Annotated in this window: 25 protein-coding genes and 1 tRNA gene; 8 read left to right on the top strand and 18 right to left on the bottom strand. The window is 60.3% G+C overall.

Annotation, left to right across the window (positions count from 1 at the left end):
• Positions 1 to 14: 14 nt before the first annotated feature.
• From P5706_RS29480 to P5706_RS29455, 6 genes are all read right to left on the bottom strand, one after another.
• A complete protein-coding gene (locus P5706_RS29480; RefSeq protein WP_200432594.1) occupies positions 15 to 614 on the bottom strand; it encodes a 50S ribosomal protein L25/general stress protein Ctc in 600 nt (199 codons plus the stop codon).
• A 139-nt stretch (positions 615 to 753) separates the two neighbouring features.
• Positions 754 to 1,695, bottom strand: coding sequence for a ribose-phosphate pyrophosphokinase (locus P5706_RS29475; protein WP_003208392.1), 942 nt, complete (start codon positions 1,693 to 1,695; stop codon positions 754 to 756).
• Positions 1,696 to 1,741: 46 nt separating this feature from the next.
• A tRNA-Gln gene (locus tag P5706_RS29470) sits at positions 1,742 to 1,816 on the bottom strand.
• 37 nt (positions 1,817 to 1,853) lie between these two features.
• On the bottom strand, positions 1,854 to 2,657 hold the full coding sequence (gene ispE / locus P5706_RS29465; protein ID WP_207161068.1) for a 4-(cytidine 5'-diphospho)-2-C-methyl-D-erythritol kinase: 804 nt from the start codon (positions 2,655 to 2,657) through the stop codon (positions 1,854 to 1,856).
• A 49-nt stretch (positions 2,658 to 2,706) separates the two neighbouring features.
• Entirely contained in the window at positions 2,707 to 3,324 is a 618-nt protein-coding gene (lolB, locus tag P5706_RS29460; protein WP_200432596.1) for a lipoprotein insertase outer membrane protein LolB, read from the bottom strand.
• 4 nt (positions 3,325 to 3,328) lie between these two features.
• Entirely contained in the window at positions 3,329 to 5,053 is a 1,725-nt protein-coding gene (locus tag P5706_RS29455) for a tetratricopeptide repeat protein (RefSeq protein WP_200432597.1), read from the bottom strand.
• Positions 5,054 to 5,235: 182 nt separating this feature from the next.
• Here P5706_RS29455 and hemA point away from each other — a divergent pair, with 182 nt between their 5' ends.
• The 6 genes from hemA to P5706_RS29425 all read left to right on the top strand — a co-directional run bounded on the left by hemA (position 5,236) and on the right by P5706_RS29425 (position 10,592).
• The gene (hemA, locus tag P5706_RS29450; RefSeq protein WP_056859135.1) at positions 5,236 to 6,525 is read left to right on the top strand and encodes a glutamyl-tRNA reductase; all 1,290 of its coding nucleotides are present in this window, start codon (positions 5,236 to 5,238) and stop codon (positions 6,523 to 6,525) included.
• Positions 6,522 to 7,604, top strand: a complete 1,083-nt coding sequence (gene prfA, locus P5706_RS29445; protein WP_285683738.1) for a peptide chain release factor 1 — start codon at positions 6,522 to 6,524, stop codon at positions 7,602 to 7,604. Before hemA ends, prfA begins: the two co-directional genes overlap by 4 nt.
• Positions 7,605 to 8,435: a peptide chain release factor N(5)-glutamine methyltransferase gene (gene prmC / locus P5706_RS29440; protein ID WP_285683736.1), complete on the top strand. Its 831-nt coding sequence runs from the start codon at positions 7,605 to 7,607 to the stop codon at positions 8,433 to 8,435.
• The gene (locus P5706_RS29435) at positions 8,429 to 9,184 is read left to right on the top strand and encodes a molybdopterin-synthase adenylyltransferase MoeB (RefSeq protein WP_200432600.1); all 756 of its coding nucleotides are present in this window, start codon (positions 8,429 to 8,431) and stop codon (positions 9,182 to 9,184) included. The genes prmC and P5706_RS29435 overlap by 7 nt, the downstream gene beginning before the upstream one ends.
• Complete coding sequence (gene murI / locus P5706_RS29430; RefSeq protein WP_200432601.1) at positions 9,177 to 9,971, top strand: glutamate racemase; 795 nt, start codon at positions 9,177 to 9,179, stop codon at positions 9,969 to 9,971. Before P5706_RS29435 ends, murI begins: the two co-directional genes overlap by 8 nt.
• A 102-nt stretch (positions 9,972 to 10,073) precedes the next feature.
• Positions 10,074 to 10,592 carry an acyloxyacyl hydrolase gene (locus P5706_RS29425; RefSeq protein WP_200432602.1) on the top strand — a complete coding sequence of 173 codons (519 nt, stop codon included), beginning with the start codon at positions 10,074 to 10,076 and terminating at the stop codon, positions 10,590 to 10,592.
• A 372-nt stretch (positions 10,593 to 10,964) separates the two neighbouring features.
• Here the strand turns inward: P5706_RS29425 and P5706_RS29420 are convergent, their stop codons facing one another.
• From P5706_RS29420 to P5706_RS29365, 12 genes are all read right to left on the bottom strand, one after another.
• Positions 10,965 to 11,270 (bottom strand): YkgJ family cysteine cluster protein, encoded by a 306-nt coding sequence (locus tag P5706_RS29420; protein WP_285683730.1) that lies wholly within the window; start codon positions 11,268 to 11,270, stop codon positions 10,965 to 10,967.
• A gap of 54 nt (positions 11,271 to 11,324) precedes the next feature.
• Positions 11,325 to 11,816, bottom strand: a complete 492-nt coding sequence (locus P5706_RS29415; protein WP_200432604.1) for a DUF2878 domain-containing protein — start codon at positions 11,814 to 11,816, stop codon at positions 11,325 to 11,327.
• The gene (locus P5706_RS29410) at positions 11,809 to 13,080 is read right to left on the bottom strand and encodes an SAM-dependent methyltransferase (protein ID WP_285683728.1); all 1,272 of its coding nucleotides are present in this window, start codon (positions 13,078 to 13,080) and stop codon (positions 11,809 to 11,811) included. Before P5706_RS29410 ends, P5706_RS29415 begins: the two co-directional genes overlap by 8 nt.
• Positions 13,067 to 13,876: a DUF1365 domain-containing protein gene (locus P5706_RS29405; protein WP_285683725.1), complete on the bottom strand. Its 810-nt coding sequence runs from the start codon at positions 13,874 to 13,876 to the stop codon at positions 13,067 to 13,069. The genes P5706_RS29410 and P5706_RS29405 overlap by 14 nt, the downstream gene beginning before the upstream one ends.
• On the bottom strand, positions 13,873 to 15,120 hold the full coding sequence (locus tag P5706_RS29400) for an NAD(P)/FAD-dependent oxidoreductase (protein WP_285683723.1): 1,248 nt from the start codon (positions 15,118 to 15,120) through the stop codon (positions 13,873 to 13,875). Before P5706_RS29400 ends, P5706_RS29405 begins: the two co-directional genes overlap by 4 nt.
• A complete protein-coding gene (locus P5706_RS29395; RefSeq protein WP_285683721.1) occupies positions 15,117 to 15,899 on the bottom strand; it encodes an SDR family NAD(P)-dependent oxidoreductase in 783 nt (260 codons plus the stop codon). Before P5706_RS29395 ends, P5706_RS29400 begins: the two co-directional genes overlap by 4 nt.
• Positions 15,896 to 16,318, bottom strand: a complete 423-nt coding sequence (locus tag P5706_RS29390; RefSeq protein WP_200432608.1) for a nuclear transport factor 2 family protein — start codon at positions 16,316 to 16,318, stop codon at positions 15,896 to 15,898. The genes P5706_RS29395 and P5706_RS29390 overlap by 4 nt, the downstream gene beginning before the upstream one ends.
• Entirely contained in the window at positions 16,311 to 17,753 is a 1,443-nt protein-coding gene (phrB, locus tag P5706_RS29385) for a deoxyribodipyrimidine photo-lyase (RefSeq protein WP_285683719.1), read from the bottom strand. The genes P5706_RS29390 and phrB overlap by 8 nt, the downstream gene beginning before the upstream one ends.
• Positions 17,754 to 18,683, bottom strand: a complete 930-nt coding sequence (locus P5706_RS29380) for a MerR family transcriptional regulator (protein ID WP_285683717.1) — start codon at positions 18,681 to 18,683, stop codon at positions 17,754 to 17,756.
• A gap of 3 nt (positions 18,684 to 18,686) precedes the next feature.
• Positions 18,687 to 19,646: a YbgA family protein gene (locus P5706_RS29375; RefSeq protein ID WP_285683715.1), complete on the bottom strand. Its 960-nt coding sequence runs from the start codon at positions 19,644 to 19,646 to the stop codon at positions 18,687 to 18,689.
• Positions 19,647 to 19,759: 113 nt separating this feature from the next.
• Positions 19,760 to 19,975 (bottom strand): TIGR02450 family Trp-rich protein, encoded by a 216-nt coding sequence (locus tag P5706_RS29370; protein ID WP_200432612.1) that lies wholly within the window; start codon positions 19,973 to 19,975, stop codon positions 19,760 to 19,762.
• Positions 19,972 to 20,958 carry an NAD(P)/FAD-dependent oxidoreductase gene (locus P5706_RS29365; protein WP_200432613.1) on the bottom strand — a complete coding sequence of 329 codons (987 nt, stop codon included), beginning with the start codon at positions 20,956 to 20,958 and terminating at the stop codon, positions 19,972 to 19,974. The genes P5706_RS29370 and P5706_RS29365 overlap by 4 nt, the downstream gene beginning before the upstream one ends.
• A gap of 238 nt (positions 20,959 to 21,196) precedes the next feature.
• On the opposite strand from P5706_RS29365, the gene P5706_RS29360 reads away from it, so the two are divergent.
• Positions 21,197 to 22,096, top strand: a complete 900-nt coding sequence (locus tag P5706_RS29360) for a TIGR01777 family oxidoreductase (RefSeq protein WP_285683711.1) — start codon at positions 21,197 to 21,199, stop codon at positions 22,094 to 22,096.
• 14 nt (positions 22,097 to 22,110) lie between these two features.
• Complete coding sequence (gene hemH / locus P5706_RS29355; RefSeq protein WP_200432615.1) at positions 22,111 to 23,136, top strand: ferrochelatase; 1,026 nt, start codon at positions 22,111 to 22,113, stop codon at positions 23,134 to 23,136.
• Positions 23,137 to 23,164: the final 28 nt, after the last annotated feature.

The raw sequence follows: 23,164 nt of genomic DNA, 5'->3' as shown, positions 1-23,164 counted from the left end.
CATTACAGAGTGAATTACTCTGCAGCGCCTTCTTCAGCTTCTGGTGCAACGCGTGGAGCGTGAACGTTTGCAACAGCTTTGTCATCACCGTGAGCCAGTGCAACAAACTCAACGCCTTTAGGGGCTTTGAGGTCGGACAGGTGGATGATGGCGCCGATTTCCAGAGCCGACAGGTCGACTTCGATGAACTCAGGCAGGTCTTTCGGCAGGCAGGTCACTTCGATTTCGTTCAGGACGTGCGAGATTTCGCCGCCTTTCTTGACCGGAGCTTCTTCGCCGACGAAGTGTACTGGAACGATGGCGGTCAGTTTCTGACCGGCAACAACGCGTACAAAGTCAGCGTGCAGCACGTGGCCTTTGGCCGGGTGACGTTGCAGCGCCTTGATGATTACGTTTTGCTTTTTGCCGCCAACGTTCAGTTCGATAACGTGGCTGTAAGCAGCATCGTTTTCGAGCAGTTTGGCGATTTCTTTGGCCAGCATGCTGATGGATTCAGGGGCTTTGTCGCCACCGTAAACTACAGCTGGAACCAGGCTTGCGAGACGACGCAGGCGGCGGCTCGCACCTTTCCCCAGGTCGGAACGCGCTTCAGCATTCAGAGTAAAATCGTTCATGTTGTATCTCCAAAATAACCACATTCGCCCCAGCGTTTGCGACCAGCGCTAAAGGCGATATGGGCAAAAAAGCCCCGCCCCAACAGAATGCTGGGGCGGGGCGCTTTTCGTCAGTGGGATGTTTCGTAAGGTTTGACCCTTATCGGAACATCGCGCTGATCGATTCTTCGTTGCTGATGCGGCGAACCGCTTCGGCAACTACCGGTGCGATATCCAGTTGACGGATACGCGAACAGGCTTGAGCTGCTGCGGACAACGGGATGGTGTTAGTCACCACCAGTTCGTCCAGCATGGAGTTCTCGATGTTCTCGATCGCTCGGCCCGACAGCACTGGGTGTGTGCAGTAGGCGAAGACTTTTGCTGCACCGTGCTCTTTCAAGGCTTTCGCCGCGTGGCACAGGGTGCCGGCGGTGTCGACCATGTCATCAACCAGAATACAGGTACGCCCTTCGACATCACCGATGATATGCATCACTTCAGAGTGATTGGCTTTCTCACGGCGTTTGTCGATGATCCCGAGGTCCACGCCCAAGGATTTGGCAACAGCCCGTGCACGCACGACGCCACCAATGTCCGGGGACACGATCATCAGGTTTTCAAAGCGCTGGTCTTCAATGTCATCCACCAATACTGGGGAGCCGTAGATGTTATCTACCGGAATATCGAAGAACCCCTGGATTTGGTCAGCGTGCAGGTCAACCGTGAGAACACGGTCGATGCCTACCACGGTCAGCATGTCAGCAACGACTTTCGCGCTGATAGCCACACGTGCGGAACGCGGACGGCGATCCTGACGGGCATAACCAAAGTAAGGGATTACAGCTGTGATTCGAGTCGCTGAGGAGCGGCGGAAGGCATCAGCCATCACGACGAGTTCCATCAGGTTATCGTTGGTCGGAGCGCAAGTCGGCTGAATAATGAAAACATCTTTACCGCGGACGTTTTCATTGATCTCGGCTGTAATTTCGCCGTCGGAGAATTTACCGACAGAGATGTCACCGAGAGGGATATGCAGCTGACGTACGACACGTCGAGCCAGATCGGGGTTGGCATTCCCCGTAAAGACCATCATCTTGGACACGCGCAGTACCTAGAGGCTGAGGGTAACCTGGATGAGTATTAGAAAATGGCAGGGGCGGCTGGATTCGAACCAACGCATGGCAGGATCAAAACCTGCTGCCTTACCGCTTGGCGACGCCCCTGTATCTGTTGCAACGAGTACCCAGTACTCGGTTCCTTTTAGAGCAGACTTTGCAGCTTGCGATGCAACATCGAAACGTTGCTTCCCTTTGCTACAAACCCTGTAAGGGTCTCTGTAAGAAGGGCCGAGACTTTATCAGCTTCAGCTTTGCTTGGGAAGCCCCCAAACACACAACTTCCAGTTCCGGTTAATTTTGCTTCGGTAAATTTACCTAACAAATTCAAAGCGTTACGTACCTCTGGGTAACGCCTTGCTACAACCGGTAAGCAGTCATTTCGACTGTTTCCCTTGGGAACGGGGCGCACTTTAATGGGAGGAGAGTTACGTGTCAACAGTGGATCTGAAAAAATTTCTGCTGTACTTACAGATACTTGCGGAACAAGCACGACATACCAAGGCTCTTCGGGGTATTCCGGGGTGAGTTTCTCCCCAACGCCTTCGGCAAAAGCCGCGTGCCCACGCACGAAAACCGGTACGTCGGCGCCCAGTGTCAGGCCCAGCGCGGCCAGGCGATCGTGGTCCCAGCCCAGTTGCCACAAGTGATTCAGACCGAGCAGCGTGGTCGCGGCATTTGAGCTGCCGCCACCGATGCCGCCGCCCATGGGCAAAATTTTATCGATCCAGATGTCGATGCCGAGTGAGCAACCGGATTGCGCCTGAAGTTTTTTTGCGGCCCTGACGATCAGATTGCTGTCGTGAGGCACGCCTTCGAATTCGGTATGCAGCTGGATCACGCCGTCGTCGCGTATGGCGAAGGTGAGTTCATCGCCGTAATCGAGAAATTGAAACAGCGTCTGCAGTTCGTGGTAGCCGTCTTCACGGCGACCAAGAATGTGCAGCATCAGGTTGAGTTTGGCGGGAGAGGGCAGCGTCAAGCGTTCTGAGGTCACGTTATTGCCCCAGCTTGCGCGGTTGCCATTCCTTGATCACCAGCGTGACGTCAAGGTCGGTGCCATGCAATTTGATGCGCTCAGGCAGCCAGTAACCGCTCTGTTCTACGTAGCTCAGATACTCGACCTGCCAGCCATCCTGCTCAAGCGTGGCCAGGCGGCTGTCGCCGTTAAGGCTCAGGCGGCTCTTGCTGTCCGGCGCAGGCAAGCCGCGTACCCACCACACCAGGTGCGAAACCGGCAGCTTCCAGCCGATCTGCTGCTCCAGCAGTTCTTCCGGCGAGGACGCCTCATAGCGGCCCTGGTTAGCGACTTCCAGGCTCACTTGCCCCGGTCGGCCGGTCAGGCGTGCTGCGCCACGGCCCAGCGGGCCGGACAGACGAATATCGTAATAGTCCTGACGTTGCAGCCAGAACAAAGTACCGCTGCCGGAATCTTTCGGTGCGCGCACCCCGACTTTGCCGTCGATCTGCCAGCCGTCAATGCTGCTGAGCTGATCCTTGTGCTGCTTCCATTGCGCCTGGTTGCCCTGGCCTTCAACGGATTCACGGCTGCCGATGCCCGCGCAACCGGCGAGCAGGGCGATAAAACTGAAAACAATAACGTGGCGCAAGAACATAAGCTTAAAGGGTCTCGGATCCGGTCAGGCGCTTGATGGTGCTGCGCAGGATTGGGCTTTCGGGTTGTTCCTTGAGGAACTTCTCCCAGATTTGGCGTGCTTCGCGCTGTTTGCCGTTGGCCCACAGCACTTCACCCAGGTGAGCCGCCACTTCCTGATCCGGGAAGCGTTCGAGAGCCTGACGCAGCAAGCGTTCGGCCTCGTCGAGGTTGCCCAGGCGGTAATTCACCCAGCCCAGGCTGTCGAGTACAGCCGGGTCTTCCGGGTTGAGCTTGTGCGCTTGTTCGATCAATACCTTGGCTTCGGCGTAGCGCGTGGTGCGGTCCGACAGGGTGTAGCCCAGGGCGTTGAGCGCCATGGCGTTGTCCGGATCGCGCTTGATGATCAGGCGCAGGTCTTTTTCCATCTGCGCCAGGTCATTGCGTTTTTCCGCCTGCATGGCGCGGGTGTACAGCAGGTTCAAATCGTCGGGGTATTGCAGCAAGGCTTGTTGCAGCAGTTTCCAGGCGCGTTCGCCCTGCTTGTTGGCCGACAGCGTCTCGGCCTGGATCAGGTACAGCTGGATCGCGTAGTCCGGCTCGGCATCACGTGCCGCCGCCAGGCGTTTTTCGGCTTCGTCGGTGCGGCCGTTGCTCATCAGGATATCGGCCTGACGCAGTTGGGCCGGCAGGTAATCGTTGCCGGGGCCGACCTGGGCGTATTCAAGCAGCGCAGCCTGCGGGTCATTGCGTTCTTCAGCGATGCGGCCGAGGTTCAGGTGAGCCGAATCCACGTGGCTTTCGCGCTCGATCAGTTCTTCCAGATAACCCTTGGCCTCGTCCCAGGCCTTGGCTTCCAGGCACACCAGCGCCAGGGAGTAACGCAACTCGTCGTCGTCAGGGTATTGCTGGACCAGGTTGGCGAACTGCACTTTGGCGTCTTCCATGCGGTCTTGCTCAACCAGCGTTCGCGCATAGGTCAGCAGCAAACGCTTATCGCCCGGATACTTCTTGATGCTTTTTTCCAGCAGTGGAATGGCTTCCTTGCCGCGATTGAGGTTCTGCAGCAGGCGGGCGCGCAGCAGAATAGGGGCGATCTCGCCGTCTTCCGGCGGGTTCTGCTCCAGCAACTTGAGCGCAGCGTCGGCTTCGTCATCCTGTTGCAGCAGCAAAGCCTTGCCGAAAATCAGCTGGCTGTTCTGCGGATGTTTTTGCAACAGGCGGTCAAAACTTTTCATCAAGCCATTGCGCGTGTCCTGGTCGGTGTCGGCCGCTGACAGCGCGAGGAAGTCGAAATGCGTGTCGCCCTTGCCCTGCAGCACTTTCTCCATATAGACCATGGAGTCGTCATAACGCCCGGCGCGTGCCAGTTGCACAGCCGCCGCGCGTTGCGCTTCCAGGTCGTCCGGGGCGTTTTTCGCCCAGATCAGCGAGGTGTCCAGCGCGGCCTGGTCAGCCCCCAGGTATTCGGCGATGCGAAACGCACGCTCCGAAATGCCCGGGTCCTGGGTATTGATGGCCTGGGTCACGTAGTTATCCAGGGCAATATCGAAACGATTGCGCTGGCCGGCGAGTTCCGCCGTCAGCAAGCTATAGATCGTTTCTTCATTGAACGAGGAGTAAACCTTGGGCTTTTCAGGGGCTGGGGTGCTGTCTTCGACCGGCGGCGTACCGTCCGGCGACACGGGTGCCAAGGCCTGGCAGCCGCTGAGGAAGACAAAAGCAAGGAGCAACGCGGAAGATCTATTCATATAGGAAGAGGACGACTAACCTGCGGTCGGATCATCATGACACAAGCCTTCGGCCAAACATAACCGAGTCTCAGTGGGCGCCTTTATAGGCACAAGCTACTAGGACAATAGACGACGGTGGTTGTTCTGGATCTATCGAAGTAGGACAATTGTCGGCTTCCCGACATCATCAGCGATATTGAATGGCCTTCCTCGCACTCGGTATTAACCACAAGACTGCAACCGTAGACGTGCGCGAGCGCGTGGCGTTTACGCCAGAGCAGTTGGTTGAGGCCTTGCAGCAGCTCTGCCGGCTCACCGACAGCCGCGAAGCTGCGATCCTTTCGACCTGCAATCGCAGCGAGCTTTATATAGAGCAGGAACATCTTTCGGCGGATGTGGTGCTGCGCTGGCTGGCCGATTATCACCATTTGGACCTCGATGACCTGCGCGCCAGTGCTTATGTGCATGAAGAGGATGCGGCAGTTCGTCACATGATGCGCGTCGCCGCAGGGCTGGACTCGCTGGTGTTGGGCGAGCCACAGATCCTCGGTCAGATGAAATCCGCCTACGCCGTGGCCCGCGAGGCCGGCACCGTCGGCCCGTTGCTTGGCCGTTTGTTCCAGGCTACGTTCAATTCGGCCAAGCAGGTGCGCACCGACACGGCCATCGGCGAAAACCCGGTGTCCGTCGCATTCGCCGCTGTCAGCCTGGCCAAACAGATTTTCAGTGACTTGCAGCGCAGCCAGGCGCTGTTGATCGGCGCCGGTGAAACCATCACCCTGGTCGCCCGCCACCTGCATGACCTGGGCGTGAAGCGTATTGTGGTCGCCAACCGCACCCTGGAGCGCGCGAGCATCCTGGCCGAGCAGTTTGGCGCCCACGCCGTGTTGCTCTCGGATATCCCGGCCGAGCTGGTGCGCAGCGATATCGTCATCAGCTCCACCGCCAGCCAGTTGCCGATCCTGGGCAAAGGCGCGGTCGAGAGCGCACTGAAGCTGCGCAAGCACAAACCGATCTTCATGGTGGATATCGCCGTTCCCCGTGATATCGAGCCTGAAGTCGGCGAGTTGGACGACGTTTACCTCTATAGCGTCGACGATCTGCACGAAGTGGTCGCCGAAAACCTCAAGAGTCGCCAGGGCGCCGCCCAGGCCGCCGAGGAAATGGTCAGCACCGGTGCCGAAGATTTTATGGTGCGCCTGCGTGAGCTGGCGGCGGTCGATGTGCTCAAGGCGTATCGTCAGCAGGGCGAACGCCTGCGTGATGAAGAATTGATCAAGGCCCAGCGTTTGTTGGCCAACGGTAGCAGCGCCGAAGAGGTGCTGATGCAACTGGCGCGCGGCCTGACCAACAAGTTGCTCCACGCCCCCAGCGTTCAGTTGAAAAAGCTTACCGCCGAAGGCCGCCTCGATGCGCTGGCCATGGCCCAGGAACTCTTTGCCCTCGGTGAGGGCGCGTCAGATAGCTCTTCGGATAAAAAACCGCAATGAAAGCGTCACTGCTCAATAAACTGGACGTGCTCCAGGACCGTTTCGAAGAACTGACCGCCTTGCTCGGCGATGGCGAAGTCATCTCGGATCAGGCCAAGTTCCGCGCCTATTCCAAGGAATACGCCGAAGTTGAGCCGATTGTGGCCACCTACAAAAGCCTGATGAAAGTGCAGGCCGATCTCGAGGGCGCCCAGGCGCTGCTCAAGGACAGCGACCCGGACATGCGCGAAATGGCCGTGGAAGAAGTCCGCGAAGCCAAAGACAAGCTGGTCGAGCTCGAAGGCGACCTGCAACGCATGTTGCTGCCCAAAGACCCGAACGACGGGCGCAACGTGTTCCTCGAAATCCGCGCCGGTACCGGTGGTGACGAGGCGGCGATCTTCTCCGGCGACCTGTTCCGCATGTATTCGCGCTATGCCGAGCGACGTGGCTGGCGGGTCGAGATTTTGTCCGAGAACATCGGTGAGCACGGCGGCTATAAAGAAGTCATCGCGCGGGTTGAAGGTGACAACGTCTACGGCAAGCTCAAATTCGAGTCCGGCGCGCACCGCGTGCAGCGGGTTCCGGCAACTGAATCCCAGGGCCGTATTCACACCTCGGCGTGCACCGTGGCCGTGTTGCCTGAGCCGGACGAGCAGGAAGCCATTGAGATCAACCCGGCAGACTTGCGTGTCGACACCTACCGCTCGTCGGGCGCTGGTGGTCAGCACGTGAACAAGACCGACTCGGCCATCCGCATCACCCACTTGCCGTCCGGCATCGTGGTCGAGTGCCAGGAAGAACGTTCCCAGCACAAAAACCGCGCGCGGGCGATGTCCTGGCTGTCGGCCAAGCTCAACGACCAGCAGACCAGTGCCGCCGCTAACGCGATTGCCAGCGAGCGTAAGTTGCTGGTGGGCTCGGGCGACCGCTCCGAACGCATCCGCACCTATAACTTCGCCCAGGGCCGGGTCACCGACCACCGGGTCAACCTCACCCTGTACTCCCTCGACGAAATTCTCGCCGGCGGCGTTGATGCGGTGATCGAGCCTTTGCTGGCCGAATACCAGGCCGATCAATTGGCGGCGATAGGTGAGTAAATGACCATTATTGCCAGCCTCCTGCGCGCTGCTGACCTGCCTGACTCGCCCACCGCGCGTCTGGATGTGGAATTGTTACTGGCCGCTGCCTTGGGCAAATCGCGCAGCTACCTGCACACCTGGCCGGAAAAAATCGTCAGCAGCGAAAACGCGCTGACCTTCGCCGATTACCTGCAGCGTCGTCGCGCGGGTGAGCCGGTGGCCTATATCCTCGGCCAGCAGGGTTTCTGGAAGCTCGACCTGGAGGTCGCGCCGCACACGCTGATCCCGCGTCCGGAAACCGAACTGCTGGTGGAGGCCGCCCTTGAATTGTTGCCGGCCACGCCTGCCAAGGTGCTTGATCTTGGTACCGGCAGTGGCGCCATCGCCCTGGCCCTGGCCAGCGAACGCCCGGCCTGGCAGGTCACTGCCGTTGACCGCGTACTCGAAGCCGTGGCCCTGGCCGAACGCAACCGCCAGCGCCTGCACCTGAAGAACGCCACGGTGTTGAACAGCCATTGGTTCAGTGCGCTGCAAGGCCAGCGCTTTGACCTGATCATCAGCAACCCGCCTTACATTGCCGATAACGATCCGCACCTGGTGGCAGGCGATGTGCGCTTTGAACCCGCCAGCGCCTTGGTGGCGGGCCATGATGGGCTGGACGATTTACGGTTGATCATCGCCCAGGCCCCAGCCCACTTGAATGCCGGTGGCTGGCTGCTGCTCGAACACGGTTACGACCAAGCTGCGGCGGTACGTGATTTGTTGTCGGGTGAGGGCTTTGAAGAGGTCCACAGCCGCGTCGACCTCGGTGGCCACGAACGCATCACGTTGGGGCGCCGCCCGTGCTGACCGACCAGGAGCTGTTGCGCTATAGCCGACAGATTCTGTTGCAACATGTCGACATCGACGGCCAGTTGCGTCTTAAAAGCGGCCGCGCGCTGATCGTCGGTCTCGGTGGGCTCGGCGCACCGGTGGCGCTGTACCTGGCCGCCGCCGGTGTGGGCGAGTTGCACCTGGCAGACTTCGACACTGTTGACCTGACCAACCTGCAACGCCAGATCATCCACGACACCGACAGCATCGGGCAGACCAAGGTCGATTCGGCCATGCGTCGCCTGGCCGCCATCAACCCGGAAGTTACGTTGGTCGCCCATCGCACCGCGCTGGATGCCGATTCACTCGCCGCCGCAGTGGCTGCGGTAGACGTGGTGCTCGATTGCAGCGACAACTTCTCCACCCGTGAAGCCGTCAACGCCGCTTGCGTTGCGGCGGGCAAGCCCTTGGTCAGCGGCGCGGCCATTCGCCTGGAAGGCCAATTGTCGGTGTTCGACCCGCGCCGCGCCGAAAGCCCGTGCTACCACTGTTTATATGGGCACGGCAGCGATACCGAACTGACTTGCAGCGAAGCCGGTGTGGTCGGCCCGTTGGTCGGGCTGGTCGGCAGCCTGCAAGCCCTGGAGGCCTTGAAGTTGTTGGCCGGTTTTGGTGAGCCCCTGGTGGGGCGCTTACTGCTGATCGATGCCTTGACCACGCGTTTTCGCGAACTGCGCGTCAAGCGCGATCCCGGCTGCAGCGTTTGCGGGACGGCCCATGGTTAAGGGCGCGCCCATCGGTGTGTTCGATTCCGGCGTCGGCGGCCTGTCGGTGCTGGATGAAATCCAGCAATTGTTGCCCCATGAGTCACTGCTGTACGTGGCTGATGGCGGGCACATTCCTTATGGCGAGAAATCCCCAGCCTTTATTCTGCAGCGCAGCCGTTTGGTCGCAGCGTTTTTTCGCGAACACGGCGCCAAAGCCTTTGTGATTGCCTGCAACACTGCGACCGTCGCCGCCGTGGCCGATTTGCGCCAGGACTATCCCGACTGGCCTTTGGTGGGCATGGAGCCGGCGGTCAAACCAGCCGCGGCCGCCACCCGCAGTGGCGTGGTCGGCGTGCTCGCCACCACCGGCACATTGCAAAGTGCCAAGTTCGCAGCGTTACTCGACCGCTTTGCCACCGATGTGCGGGTGATTACCCAGCCGTGCCCGGGCCTGGTGGAGTTGATCGAAACCGGTGACCTCAACAGTACGGCGCTGCGCCAGCTGTTGCAGGGCTATGTCGCCCCGCTGCTGAGCGCCGGTTGCGACACCATCATCCTTGGTTGCACCCACTATCCCTTCCTCAAGCCACTCCTGGCGCAGATGCTTCCCCCCAGCATCGTCCTGATCGACACCGGCGCCGCGGTAGCGCGTCAGCTCAAACGCTTGCTGGGCGAGCGTGACCTGCTGGCTGTCGGCGATCCACTGCAGGCGCAATTCTGGACCAGCGGTGATCTGTACCACCTAAGAAATATCCTACCGACACTATGGAAACATTCCGGAGTTGTGCGAAGCTTTGGCGCGTGAAAAATTCGTGAAAATTCGCTGAACTTCTGCTTGTGTGTCAGCTTCTATAGCGAGTTAGCCTGTTTAAAACCATACAACTTCGTTCTCAAAGGATGTGCTCTTATGAAGCGCTTGTTCTGTTTGGCCGCGATTGCGGCCGCAGTGGTGGGACACTCGGTTTCGGCTCAGGCCGCCGGCCTGGAATTTGGGGTGGGGGGCACCAGCGATTCGACCATGACCTATCGTCTTGGGCTGACGTCGGACTGGGATAAAAGCTGGTTTCAGAGCGATACCGGGCGACTGACCGGCTACTGGAGCGGCGCTTACACATACTGGGACGGCGACAAACGCGCGAGTGTCAGCAGCCTGTCGTTCTCGCCGGTGTTCGTTTATGAGTTTGCGGGAGAGAAGGTCAAGCCTTACATAGAAGCGGGTATCGGTGTAGCGGTGTTTTCACGCACGCGGGTTGAAGACAACAACATCGGCCAGGCTTTCCAGTTCGAAGACCGCCTGGGCTTTGGTTTACGCTTTGCCGGTGGGCATGAAGTCGGTATTCGCGCCACGCACTATTCCAATGCTGGCATCAGCAGCAATAACGACGGGGTCGAGAGCTACTCGTTGCACTACACCTACCCGTTGTAATCTTCAAGCCTGCGCATAACCATGTGGGAGCAGGCAAGCCAGCTCCCACAGGTTGATCGCGTTTGGCCCGCTGTGGCTCTACATGGCTTGATGTGAAACACAGCCAAAACTGTGGGAGCGGGCTTGCTCGCGAAGACGGAGTATCAGACACCTGATGCATCGCCTGACACGGCGCTTTCGCGAGCAAGCCCGCTCCCACAGGTTGATCGCGTTTAGCCTGTTGCGGCACTGCATGGTTTGATGTGAAACACAGCCAAAACTGTGGGAGCTGGCTTGCCTGCGATAGCGTCGGGTCAGTTGGCACGTTGGTCACTGGCAGACCGCCATCGCAGGCAAGCCAGCTCCCACAGTTTATATTCGCCACATTTTGGCTCAGCGATACGCCGTCGCAATGGCTTGGCGCTCTTCGAGGCACTCCGGTGCACCCATCTCGAACTCCCGACAGATCAACGGCCGCCGCTCGTAGATCGTGCACATCATCGTGTCCCGGTCCAGCGCCGCGCACCAGCCGTCATCCAGGCGCAGCATCACTTCACCGCCCCAGTCATCGGTATCGATATAGCGTTCCGGCACACCCGTGTCGGTAATCAGCATGACTTCCAGCTGGCAGCAGCAGGCCGCGCACGTCGAGCAGGTGACGGCGGGTTCGGTGATTTGAGTGTGGGGGATGTTGGTCATAGGCGCGCAGTGTAAGGCAAGCGCGTTGCCTGCGCATGAATGCTCTGACGGACGTCAGTGCCCAAGCTGCCGCGCTACCCAGTGCATGACGGGGAACAGGACCGCCCAGAGCAGCGCCAGGCCGATCAGCGTCAGCGTTGTGTCGTAGCCGAAGCGCACACCGGCCAATTGGCTACCGGCGTAATAAGACATCGGCCCGCCCATTGCGCCCAGCAGACTGGCGCGCCACCAGGGGCGCGCACTCCAGGCCAGGCAGTGACGCAGGGTGGTGGCGAGCAGTGCCCAAAGCATGATCAGCCAGAAGGGAATCAGCGGCCCAGGAAAACCAAAGTGAAACACGCCAAAGGTGCGCAACGAGGTATCGACCACGGTGCCCAACAGGGTCACGGCCAGAATCACTTGGCCTTCTGCAGACCATGAGCTTGTCCACAGCAGGTGGATGGCCAGCACGCCAGCGCCCACCCATAACCAGCGGCTGTCACCGCCGAGCACACAGGCAAACCAGCCGCACTGGAACAGCGCGGCATTGGCCAGCGGTTTAAGCACTGAAACGCCCGAGTAACGGCGGGTTGATCGCCGCAGGCTTGGCCAGCAGCAACTGCGCGGTACCGATCGTTCGCTCCATAAACCCACCTTCGCAGTAGCACAAGTAGAATTCCCACAGGCGCAGGAAGTACTCATCGTAGCCCAACTCGGCAAGACGGCCATGAGCACGACGGAAGTTCTCATGCCACAGGCGCAAGGTGCGCGCGTAGTGCAAGCCGAAGTCTTCCATGTGCAGCAGGTTCATGTCGGTGTCGCGGCTGACGATTTGCAGCATGTTCTGCACAGAGGGCAGGGCACCGCCGGGGAAAATATAACGCTGGATAAAGTCGACACTGTTTTTGGCCTGCTCAAAACGCTGCTCACGAATGGTGATGGCTTGCAGCAGCATCAGGCCGTCGCTTTTGAGCAAATGCGCGCATTGCTTGAAGTAGGTCGGCAGGAAGCGATGGCCGACCGCTTCGATCATCTCGATGGACACCAGCTTGTCGTACTGGCCGGTCAGGTCGCGGTAGTCCTGCAACAACAGCGTCACTTGGTCCTTGAGCCCCTGGGCCTCGATGCGTTTTTCGGTGTAGGCAAACTGCTCTTTGGACAAGGTCGTGGTGGTGACCTTGCAGCCATAGTGCTGCGCTGCATACAACGCCATGCTGCCCCAGCCGGTGCCGATTTCGAGCAAATGGTCAGTGGGTTTGAGCGCAAGCTTCTGGCAGATGCGTTCCAGTTTGTTCAGTTGCGCCTGTTCCAGGCTGTCGTCGGGCGTCAGAAACTGCGCCGCCGAATACATCATGGTCGGGTCGAGGAATTCCTCGAACAAATCGTTGCCCAGGTCATAGTGAGCGGCGATATTTTTCTGCGAGCCCTTGCGGGTGTTGCGGTTAAGCCAGTGCAGGCCTTGGGTGAACGGCCGCGCCAAGCGCGCCAGGCCGCCTTCCATTGCGTCAAGCACATCAAGGTTGCTGACCATCACGCGTACCACGGCGGTAAGGTCCGGGCTGCTCCAGTAACCGTGGATAAACGCCTCGCCGGCGCCGATCGAGCCATTGGCTGCCACCAAGCCCCAGACCGCCGAATCGTGAATCTGGATTTCGCCCAACAGGTGCGCTTCGCGGGCGCCGAACACTTGGCGCTCGCCGTCCTCGATCACCACCAACTGGCCGTGGCGCAGTTGGCTGAGTTGGCGCAGCACACCTTTGCGCAACAGCGCACTGGTCACGCCGTTGACGTTCAGACGGTTGGTCTTGACCGATAAGCTAGGGGATTTCATGGCGGCGATCCTTGGTATACCCGACTGCGGTGCGAGAGGCGCCATCGGCGGCCTGATGGGAAAAAATCGGTGTGCGTTTGAGCAACAGGCGCATGGCCTGCCAGTAAATCGCCAGGCAGGTTTTGGCGGTCATCCACGGAAAGCGCCACAGGTAGCGATGCAGGCTGGCGCGGGTCAGCGCTTCTTTTTGCAGGCTTAAGGTGGCGTCGAAGACTTTTTGCGTGCCCTGCCAATCGGCCATGTGCACACCCAGCCTGTTGGCCGGCGGGCTGAAACTCATGCGGTATTCCAGGTCGCGGGGTAAAAACGGCGACACATGGAACGCCTTGGCCACGGCGAAGTGCTGGTGTTCCTCGGCGCCGAGCGCTTGGGCCGGCAGCACATAGTGGTAGCGCTCGCGCCACGGGGTGTTGGTCACTTCACACAGAATCGCGGCCAGTTGCCCATCGGCCTCGAAGCAGTAGAAGAAACTCACCGGGTTAAAAGCCAGGCCCCAACTGCGGGCCTGGGTCAGTAGGCAGATAACGCCCTGGGGCTTGCGCCCCAGTGCCTTGCCGACTTCCTGGCGCACGGCATCGCTCAAGCTGATGCCGTGACGCGTAAATTCACGCAGGTAGTCCTGCTGGCGAAAGCCGAAGGGCGCCAGGCGGCTGTTGCCGGCCAAGGGCGATAGGCCGAGCACCTCGTCTTGTTCGCTCAAGTCCAGGTACAGCAGGCCGATGCGGTAGCGAAAGGCGTGGGCCTTGGGCGCAAACCGGCGATGGGCGATCCAGCCGCTGTACAGGGCGCTGTTCATAGGGATTCGCCAAACGCCTGGGCCACGCGCAATGCGCTGGTCACGCCGTCTTCATGAAAGCCGTTGGCCCAATAGGCGCCGCAATAAAAAGTGTTACGTGCGCCGTGCAATTCTTCCCAGCGGTTTTGTGCGGCCACTGCCGCCAGGCTGTATTGCGGATGCGCATAGGTGTAGCGCGCAAGAATCTTCAGCGGGTTGATCATCGGCGTCTGGTTGAGGCTGACGCAAAAGGTGGTGTCGCTGTGGATGCCTTGCAGGATGTTCATGTCGTAGGTGACGGCCGCCTGGGTTTGCGCGGTGCCGGTCAGGCGATAATTCCAGCTGGCCCAGGCCAGTTTGCGATCGGGCAGCAGCCGCGTGTCGGTGTGCAGCACCACGTCATTGTCGGCGTAGGGCAGGGCACCGAGGATCTCCTGCTCAGCCTGGCTCGGGTCGGCCAGCAACGCCAAGGCTTGGTCGCTATGGCAAGCGAACACTACGCGATCAAAGGTTTCGCTGCCGGCGGGGCTGTGGATAACCACACCATCGCCTGTGCGTTCGACTTTATCCACAGGGCAATTGAGGCGGATCTGCTCGCGAAAGCTGCGGGTCAGCGGTTCGATGTAACGGCTGGAGCCGCCTTCGATCACGCACCATTGCGGCCGATTGTTCACCGACAGCAAGCCGTGGTTCTTGAAGAACCGCACAAAGAACTGCAACGGGAAACCGAGCATGTCCGCCAGCGACATCGACCAGATCGCCGCGCCCATCGGCACGATGTAATGGCGGATAAAGCGTGGGCCATAACCCCCGGCTTCGAGGTAGTCGCCCAGGGTCATGTCGGCGCTGATGCGTTGCTCTTGCAGGTCCAGCGGAGCCTGGCGGTTGAAGCGCAGAATGTCGCGCAACATACCCCAGAACCCCGGCGACAGAACGTTGCTGCGCTGGGCAAACAGGCTATTGAGGTTATTGCCGTTGTACTCGAAGCCGGCGTGCTGGTCGCACACCGAAAAGCTCATTTCGGTGGGCTTGAAGGTTACGCCGATCTGCCCGAGCAGACGGATGAAATTGGGGTAGGTCCAGTCGTTGAACACGATGAAACCGGTGTCCACGGCATAGCTTTGACCTTCGACCGTGACATTGACGGTGTGGGTATGCCCGCCAATGCGCTCGCCCGCCTCAAACAGCGTGATGTCGTGGCGGCGGCTGAGCAGGTAAGCGCTGGTCAGCCCGGCAATACCGCTGCCGATGATGGCGATCTTCACTGGTCGTCCTTCTTCGGTGGCGGGCTGCGCAGCATGCGTTTGCCGATAATCAGTTGCGCGCGGTTGGGCAGCTTCGACAGTGGCCACAGGGTGGCGATAAACATCGCCGGGAAAGCGATTTCCAGCGGGCGCTTTTCCAACTTGGCGAAGATATGCCGTGCAGCCTTCTCGGCGGACCAGCTCAGCGGCATCGGGAAATCATTGCGCTCGGTCAGCGGCGTGTCGACAAACCCCGGGCTGATCACCGTGACGTCGATGTTCTCCGGCGACAGGCTGATGCGCAGCGATTCAAACAGGTAACGCAGCCCGGCCTTGGACGCGCCATAGGCTTCGGCGCGTGGCATTGGCAGGTAGGTCACGGCACTGGCAACGCCCACCAGGTGTGGGGTGCGGCCTTTGCGCAACAGCGGCAATGCAGCTTCGATGCAATAGCTACTGGCAAGCAGGTTGGTGCGCACCACGTGCTCGACGATGGAGGAATCGAATTGCCGGGCGTCGACATACTCACAGGTGCCGGCATTGAGGATCACCGTATCCAATGAGCCCCAGACCTCGCCGATATGCTCGCCGATCTCGCGCACGGTCTGGCTGTTGGTCAGGTCGCCGGCTACCACCAGCACTTGGCCTGGGTAGCGCAGGGCGAACGCTTCGAGCGGGCCTTTGCTGCGCGAACTGAGCGCCACGTGCGCGCCACTGTCGAGCAGTTCGACGGCCAGGGCGGCACCGATGCCACTGCTGGCACCGGTCAACCAATAACGTCGGGGCGGTACAAGGCTCATCCGATTCTCCTTTTTAGCCAACTGACCACACGGCCGACTACCGGCAAGTGTTCATAGAGCAACGCGCCGGCATCGAAATAATCACGATGGCGGTAGACCTTGTCGCGCCACATCAGGTGCGAGCAACCTTCCACCCGAATCACCTTGCCATTGGCCAGGCGCGGGTGGCAAAAACTCATTTTCCAGCGCAGGTAGCCTTCACCTTCGGCGACTTGGTCGAAGCCATGGAAGTCAAAACGCAACTGGCTGACATTGCTGTACATCTCGGCGAAGTAACCGCGCAAAGCGGGTAGCCCATGCACTTCGTGCAGCGGATCGGTGAAGGCGATGTCCTGGCTGTACAAGCTGTCGAGCAGGTGCAGGTTGTGCTTGTCCAGCGTGGTAAAGGCCTGGGCGAACCGGTGCAGGAAGTCACTCATGTTCGGCGACCTCCTGGCGTGAAGGCAGGTTGCGAAAGGCGGCGAGCGCGCGTTCGCGGGATTTTTTCAGGTCGACAATCGAGCGTGGGTAATCCGCCACGCCGAACAGGCCACCGGCGGCTTCTGGGTTGTGCACTTCTTTCTTGTTCAGCGCCGCCAACTCTGGCAGCCAGTGCTTGATGAACAGCCCTTCGCTGTCGAACTTTTCCGACTGGCTTAATGGGCTGAAAATCCGGAAATACGGTGCCGAGTCGGTGCCGGTGGACGAACTCCACTGCCAGCCGCCGTTATTGGCAGCCAGGTCGCCGTCGATCAAGTGGCGCATAAAGAAGCGCTCACCTTCACGCCAGTCGATCAGCAGGTTCTTGGTCAAAAACATCGCCACCACCATGCGCAGGCGGTTGTGCATCCAACCGGTTTCCAGCAGTTGGCGCATGGCCGCATCAATGATCGGCAGGCCGGTGCGCGCTTGCTGCCAGGCGGCCAAGTCCTTGGGCGCATCGCGCCAGGCCAGCGCCTCGGTTTCGGGGCGGAAGGCGCGGTGGCGCGAAACCCTTGGGTAACCGACCAGGATGTGCTTGTAGAACTCCCGCCAGAGCAACTCGTTGATCCAGGTGACGGCGCCGATATCGCCGCTTTCGAATTCGCCTTGGTTGGTTTGCAGGGCGGCGTGCAGGCACTGGCGCGGTGAAACCACACCGGCGGCGAGGTAGGCCGAGAGCTGGCTGGTGCCGGGTTTGGCCGGGAAGTCGCGTTCGTCTTTGTAGTAGCTGATCTGTTGGTCGGCGAAGACGTCGAGGCGACGGCGTGCTTCTTCTTCACCGGCGGGCCAGAGGGCACGCAGGGTGTCGCTGGGTGTTGCGAAACCTTCGACCTGATCCGGGATGGTGTCGCTGTTCACCTTCAGCGGTGCCTGTTGTTGCGGCGTGGCCACCAGGCGCGGCAAGGCGCTGTGCAGGCGGCTGTAGCAGACCTTGCGGAACTGACTGAACACCTGGAAGTAAGTGCCGGTTTTGGTCAGCACGCTGCCGGGTTGGAAAAGCAATTGGTCAAGGTAGCTGTGAAACGTCACGCCGTCAGCTTCCAGGGCCTTGGCCACGGCCTCATCACGACGGCTTTCATGAATGCCGTATTCCTCGTTGACGTGCACCGAGTCCACCGACAGTTCCCGGCACAGTTTGCCCAGCACGGCGGGCGCCTGGTCCCAGGTGGGGGCGGTGCGAATCAGCAAGGGAATGTTCAGTTCACCAAGGGCCTGGCTCAAGTGCTTGAGGTTGCGCAGCCAGAAATCGACTTTGCAGGGCGCATCATCATGGGCCAGCCATTGCTGCGGGGTGATCAGGTACACGGCGACAACCGGGCCGCGCTGGCAGGCGGCGGCGAGGGCGGTGTTGTCGTGCAGGCGCAAGTCGGTGCGCAGCCAGATCAAATGCATTTAGACAATTCCACGCTGGATCAATAACTGGTGAGCCGACAACGGGTCTTCGGCCACGAACAATTCAGGAGTGTCACGGGTTAATACGGCTAACTCGTCCTGGTGGATGCATACCGTTGGTCCGGCAATCAAAATTGGGCAACTGATGCCGCCTAAAAGTTTGCTGAGTGCCGACAGGTGGAGGGCTTTGCTTGAATACAGCAGCACCGCACGCGGTTGCAGGTGTTCCACCGCCAGGGCCAGTTCGCCGACCGGCAATGGCCAATCAAAGACTTCCACAGGGCAGTCGGCACTGCTGGCCAGCCAGGCGCTGAGCCACAGGTGCGGCTCCAGCGGCACGTCGGACTGGTTGACCAGCAACAGCGGCGCGCCTTGGAGCTGGCGGTTGTTGTGGTAAATGCGCGCGCCGAACTTGCTGCGCAGCCAGGACAGAAAAAACACTCGCTCCATTTGTGCGCCGAACTGGCCCTGCCAGCGTTGCTCCAGCGCGTTGAGCAGCGGCAGCATCAATTGCTCACACAAGGTGCGCGGCGGGTACAGCGCCATGGCCTGGTTGAACAGGTCGTCGACCCGGCGTTCGGCCAGTTCGCTGATTGCGCTGAGCAGTTTATGACGTAGCACATGCCATTCATTTTCGACGCTGTCGGGGCTGGTCTGGGTGGAATCGATCAAGCCTTTGACCTGGCTGACCGGCACGCCACGGTTGAGCCAGGTCAGAATGGTGTGGATGCGTTGCACGTGTTCGGCGCTGAACAATCGATGGCCCTTGGGTGTGCGCTGGGGCACGATCAGGCCATAACGGCGCTCCCAGGCGCGCAGGGTCACGGCGTTGACGCCGGTCTGGCGCGCCACTTCGCGAATCGGCAACCAGCCGTCTTCGATGGCTTGGGCGATGTCTTCGACAGGGTCGTCTTGCAGGGCAGGTGTCATGGTCTAGATCGCATTACGCAGGCTGAGGTTTTCCGGGTGCGGCTGCAGGTAAGCCTGCTGCGCGATGTAGCGGTCCGGGTGTTGGCGAAAGTGATGTTTGAGCAAGGTCAGCGGCACCACCAGCGGCACGATGCCGGTGCGGTATTGGCCGATGACGGTTTGCATTTCCTGCTTGTCATCGGCGCTGATGGCCTGCTTGAGGTAGCCGCTGATGTGTTGCAGCACATTGGTGTGGGTGCCGCGGGTGGCGCACTTTTTAAGGCCGCTCATCAACTCGCTGAAATAGCCGGCGGCCAGTTCATCCAGGTTGACGCCCTTGCCCATGCTACCCAGCAGGTGGCCAAGGCTTTTGTAATGCACGGGGCTGTGGGCCATCAGCAGGTATTTGTAGCGGGCGTGGAACGCCAGCAGGCGGTGACGCGTGAGGCCCTCAACCAGTAATTGTTGCCAACTGGCGTACACGAATACACGGGTGAGGAAATTCTCGCGCAGCACCGGGTCATTCAATCGGCCGTCTTCTTCCACCGGCAGGTTGGGGTGGCGTGCGCAAAATGCCTGGGCATAAATGCCGCGACCGCCGCCATCGACGGGCGTGCCGTTGTCGCGATAGACCTTGACCCGCTCCAGCCCGCACGACGGCGACTTCTGCATGAAGATGTAGCCGCACAGGTCAGTGTGTTCGGCAGCCATCTGTTGGCCGTAATCATCCAATGGCTGCGTCACATTGAGTTCACGGTGCACAGTGCCGACGGCCTGCGGGTGGGCAGGGTCACCTACCAGGCGAATCGGTTCGCGCGGAATGCCCAGGCCGATCGCCACTTCGGGGCACAACGGCACGAAGTCGAAATAGTCGGCGAGGGTTTGGCTGCACAGCATGGATTGTTTGTGGCCGCCGTTGAAGCGCACGTTCTCGCCCAACAGGCAGGCGCTGATAGCGATCTTCGGTTTTGCGATGCTGGACATGGCCGAACCTCTGCAAGATTCCTGTACAACTTTTAAAGTTTGTACAACTAAACCTCATCATAGGTTTGATGCTGTACAAGTCAAATGGTTTGTACAAGTATTTGCAGCGAAAGCTATTTCCAGCCGATGCGCCAGTCTTCGGCGTTTTGCAAGGTCTGCCAGGCGAGGCGTTCGGCGCGGCGGGTCATGACCGCTTGCAGCTCGATTTCGAGCACGGTGCCTTCATCATCACGGAACAGTTCGGTGACGAGGAAGTGTTTTTCCTTGTTGCGCGGGCGTGCTGCTGTCCACTTCGACAGCAGCAATTTCGTCGGGTTGATGCGGTTCATTGCAGGTGCTCGATCAGGCGGCGTGCGGCTTCCTGGCCGCTGAGCCACGCGCCTTCGACCCGCCCGGACAGGCACCAGTCACCACACACATACAAGCCCAGGTCGGCGTCGGCCAGCACGCCGAATTCATGCCGCTCCGATGGCCTGGCGTAGAGCCAACGGTGGGCCAGGCTGAAGGACGGCGCGGGCATGGCGCTGTGCAGCAGTTCGGCGAAGGCACCGTGCAGGTGTTCGATCACTGCTTCTTTGGGCAGGTCCAGGTTGGCCTTGCTCCAGGCGCTGGTAGCGTGCAGCACCCAGGTGTCGAGGGTGGCGTCACGCCCAGGTTTGCTGCGGTTGCGCGCCAGCCAGTCGAGCGGGCTGTCTTGCACAAAGCAGCCTTGCATCGGCGTATCCAGCGGCGTGTCGAAGGCGAGTGCGACGGCCCAGGTCGGGTCCATCTTCACTCCGGCGGCGGCACTTGCCAGCTTGGGCGCGGCAGCCAGCAGGGCAGTGGCCTGGGGCGCAGGCGTGGCAATCACCACGTGGCTGAACGGGCCATGATTGCCGCCGTCGGCATCCAGCAGGTTCCAGTGCTGCTGGCCTTGGAACACTTCGGTGATGCGGCAACCGAATTCCACCGGCAAGTCGTCAAGCAATGCGCGGGTAATGGCACTCATGCGCGGCGTGCCAACCCAGCGGATCTGCTCGTCGGGGGAGGGCGTGAGCTGGCCGGACTTGAAGTTGTACAGCTGCGGCTTCCACTGTTCTGCCCAGCCGTTGCTTTGCCAGCGCTGTACTTCGTTGACGAAGCGCCGGTCGCGGGCCGTGAAGTATTGCGCGCCCATGTCCAACGCGCCGGCATCGCTGCGCTTGCTGGACATGCGGCCACCACTGCCACGGCTTTTATCGAAGAGTTGTACAACGTGCCCCGCGTCTCGTAACGCTCGGGCGGCGGAGAGACCGGCGATGCCGGTGCCGATGATCGCGATGGGAACAGTCATGGGGGGCCTCGTTTTACCTTTGGGTACAGACTACGCCGACACCCATAGCTGTACAATATTGTTTTTTGGTATAAGTTTTGGCGTACCTGTTCTAACGGTGTGACCTATGGTTAAGGTTGAGGGGTTAAGGGTGAGGCTTGAATCGGCCTCTGAAACCAACGTAACGCCCACTTACAAAAGATCCCTGCTTATAAAATAGACTAGTGATGGGCGGCAAACGTTACATGAGGAGAAACCCATGCATATTTTGCTGACCGGCGGTACGGGTTTGATCGGACGCCAACTCTGCCTGCACTGGCTTGCCCAAGGGCATCGCCTGACGGTGTGGAGCCGCGAGCCGGATACCGTGGCCAAATGGTGCGGTGCCGAAGTGCTCGGTGTTGGCCGTTTGCAAGACGTGATCGGCACTGTGGATGCGGTGGTCAACCTGGCGGGCGCGCCGATTGCCGATCGTCCGTGGACCAAAAAGCGCAAGGCATTGCTGTGGAGCAGCCGTATCAGCCACACCGAAACCTTGCTGGCATGGATGCAAGGCCTGGCGCAAAAGCCGGCGGTGCTGATTTCGGGTTCTGCGGTGGGTTGGTACGGCGGCGGCGGCGAGCGCGAACTGACCGAAGCCAGTGGCCCGGTGCAGGATGATTTCCCCAGCCAGTTGTGCATCGCCTGGGAAGAAACTGCGTTGCGCGCCGAGGCCTTCGGCACCCGCGTGGTGTTGGTGCGCACGGGCCTGGTGTTGGCGGCCAAGGGCGGCTTTTTGTCGCGGCTACTGCTGCCGTTCAAATTGGGGCTGGGCGGGCCGATCGGCAATGGTCGGCAGTGGATGCCGTGGGTCCATATCAAAGATCAAATCGCCCTGATTGATTTTCTTCTGCACAACGGTGACGCCAGCGGTCCTTATAATGCCTGCGCGCCACACCCGGTACGTAATAGCGAGTTCGCCAAGACCCTGGGCCAGGTGCTGCACCGCCCAGCGTTCATGCCGATGCCTGCGTTTGCCTTGAAGGTCGGCCTGGGCGAGTTGTCCGGGTTGCTGTTGGGCGGGCAGAAGGCCGTCCCCGAACGGTTGCTGGCCGCCGGTTTCACTTTTCAGTTCACTGAGTTGCACGCGGCCCTGGAAGACTTGTCCAGCCGCCTCTAGCCATAGGATGTTGCATGACGGATCACGCGTTGTTACTGGTCAACCTGGGTTCACCGGCGTCCACTTCGGTGGCCGATGTGCGCAGCTACCTTAATCAGTTCCTGATGGACCCTTACGTGATCGACCTGCCGTGGCCGGTGCGGCGCTTGCTGGTGTCGCTGATCCTGATCAAGCGCCCTGAGCAATCGGCGCATGCCTACGCTTCGATCTGGTGGGAAGAGGGTTCGCCGCTTGTGGTCCTGAGCCGGCGCTTGCAAGCGCAAATGACCCAGCAATGGACCCACGGCCCGGTGGAGTTGGCGATGCGCTACGGCGAGCCGTCGCTTGAAACCACCCTTACGCGCCTTGCGGCTCAAGGCATTCAAAAAGTCACCCTGGCGCCGTTGTATCCGCAGTTCGCTGACAGCACCGTGACCACGGTGATCGAAGAAGCCAAGCGTGTGGTCCGCGACAAGAAGCTCAACGTGCAGTTTTCTATCTTGCAGCCGTTCTACGATCAGCCGGAATACCTCGACGCCTTGGTCGCCAGCGCCCGGCCGTACGTGGCGCAGGAATTCGATCACTTGTTGCTGAGCTTCCATGGGTTGCCTGAGCGCCATCTGAAAAAACTCGACCCCACAGGCCAGCATTGCTTCAAGGATGCTGACTGCTGCAAAAACGCTTCGCCCGAGGTGCTTGCCACCTGCTACCGCGCCCAGTGCTTCAGCGTGGCGCGCGACTTTGCCGCGCGCATGGGCTTGCCGGAGGGCAAGTGGTCGGTGGCGTTCCAGTCGCGGTTGGGCCGCGCCAAGTGGATCGAACCCTACACCGAAGCCCGCCTGGAGACTTTGGCCCAGCAAGGTGTGAAAAAGCTGCTGGTGATGTGCCCGGCGTTTGTCGCTGATTGCATCGAGACGTTGGAGGAGATTGGCGATCGCGGGCTGGAGCAGTTTCGCGAGGCAGGGGGCGAGGAGTTGGTGTTGGTGCCGTGCTTGAACGATGACCCGCAGTGGGCGGCGGCGCTCAATACGCTCTGCGAGCGGGCGCCGGTAGCGCTGTAATCCGAGTGTACTGTGGGAGCCGGGTTTG

Origin of the sequence: Pseudomonas sp. ChxA, assembly GCF_030263855.1 — a bacterium.
Taxonomy (GTDB): domain Bacteria; phylum Pseudomonadota; class Gammaproteobacteria; order Pseudomonadales; family Pseudomonadaceae; genus Aquipseudomonas; species Aquipseudomonas fluorescens_CB.
This window is presented reverse-complemented; position numbering and strand designations above follow the sequence as displayed.

Coding starts and splice junctions, on each gene's coding strand:
- P5706_RS29480 (WP_200432594.1), bottom strand. CDS start 614: ATGAACGATTTTACTCTGAATGCTGAAGCGCGTTCCGACCTGGGGAAA.
- ispE (WP_207161068.1), bottom strand. CDS start 2,657: ATGCTGCACATTCTTGGTCGCCGTGAAGACGGCTACCACGAACTGCAG.
- lolB (WP_200432596.1), bottom strand. CDS start 3,324: ATGTTCTTGCGCCACGTTATTGTTTTCAGTTTTATCGCCCTGCTCGCC.
- P5706_RS29455 (WP_200432597.1), bottom strand. CDS start 5,053: ATGAATAGATCTTCCGCGTTGCTCCTTGCTTTTGTCTTCCTCAGCGGC.
- hemA (WP_056859135.1), top strand. CDS start 5,236: ATGGCCTTCCTCGCACTCGGTATTAACCACAAGACTGCAACCGTAGAC.
- prfA (WP_285683738.1), top strand. CDS start 6,522: ATGAAAGCGTCACTGCTCAATAAACTGGACGTGCTCCAGGACCGTTTC.
- prmC (WP_285683736.1), top strand. CDS start 7,605: ATGACCATTATTGCCAGCCTCCTGCGCGCTGCTGACCTGCCTGACTCG.
- murI (WP_200432601.1), top strand. CDS start 9,177: ATGGTTAAGGGCGCGCCCATCGGTGTGTTCGATTCCGGCGTCGGCGGC.
- P5706_RS29425 (WP_200432602.1), top strand. CDS start 10,074: ATGAAGCGCTTGTTCTGTTTGGCCGCGATTGCGGCCGCAGTGGTGGGA.
- P5706_RS29420 (WP_285683730.1), bottom strand. CDS start 11,270: ATGACCAACATCCCCCACACTCAAATCACCGAACCCGCCGTCACCTGC.
- P5706_RS29410 (WP_285683728.1), bottom strand. CDS start 13,080: ATGAAATCCCCTAGCTTATCGGTCAAGACCAACCGTCTGAACGTCAAC.
- P5706_RS29405 (WP_285683725.1), bottom strand. CDS start 13,876: ATGAACAGCGCCCTGTACAGCGGCTGGATCGCCCATCGCCGGTTTGCG.
- P5706_RS29395 (WP_285683721.1), bottom strand. CDS start 15,899: ATGAGCCTTGTACCGCCCCGACGTTATTGGTTGACCGGTGCCAGCAGT.
- P5706_RS29390 (WP_200432608.1), bottom strand. CDS start 16,318: ATGAGTGACTTCCTGCACCGGTTCGCCCAGGCCTTTACCACGCTGGAC.
- phrB (WP_285683719.1), bottom strand. CDS start 17,753: ATGCATTTGATCTGGCTGCGCACCGACTTGCGCCTGCACGACAACACC.
- P5706_RS29380 (WP_285683717.1), bottom strand. CDS start 18,683: ATGACACCTGCCCTGCAAGACGACCCTGTCGAAGACATCGCCCAAGCC.
- P5706_RS29375 (WP_285683715.1), bottom strand. CDS start 19,646: ATGTCCAGCATCGCAAAACCGAAGATCGCTATCAGCGCCTGCCTGTTG.
- P5706_RS29370 (WP_200432612.1), bottom strand. CDS start 19,975: ATGAACCGCATCAACCCGACGAAATTGCTGCTGTCGAAGTGGACAGCA.
- P5706_RS29365 (WP_200432613.1), bottom strand. CDS start 20,958: ATGACTGTTCCCATCGCGATCATCGGCACCGGCATCGCCGGTCTCTCC.
- P5706_RS29360 (WP_285683711.1), top strand. CDS start 21,197: ATGCATATTTTGCTGACCGGCGGTACGGGTTTGATCGGACGCCAACTC.
- hemH (WP_200432615.1), top strand. CDS start 22,111: ATGACGGATCACGCGTTGTTACTGGTCAACCTGGGTTCACCGGCGTCC.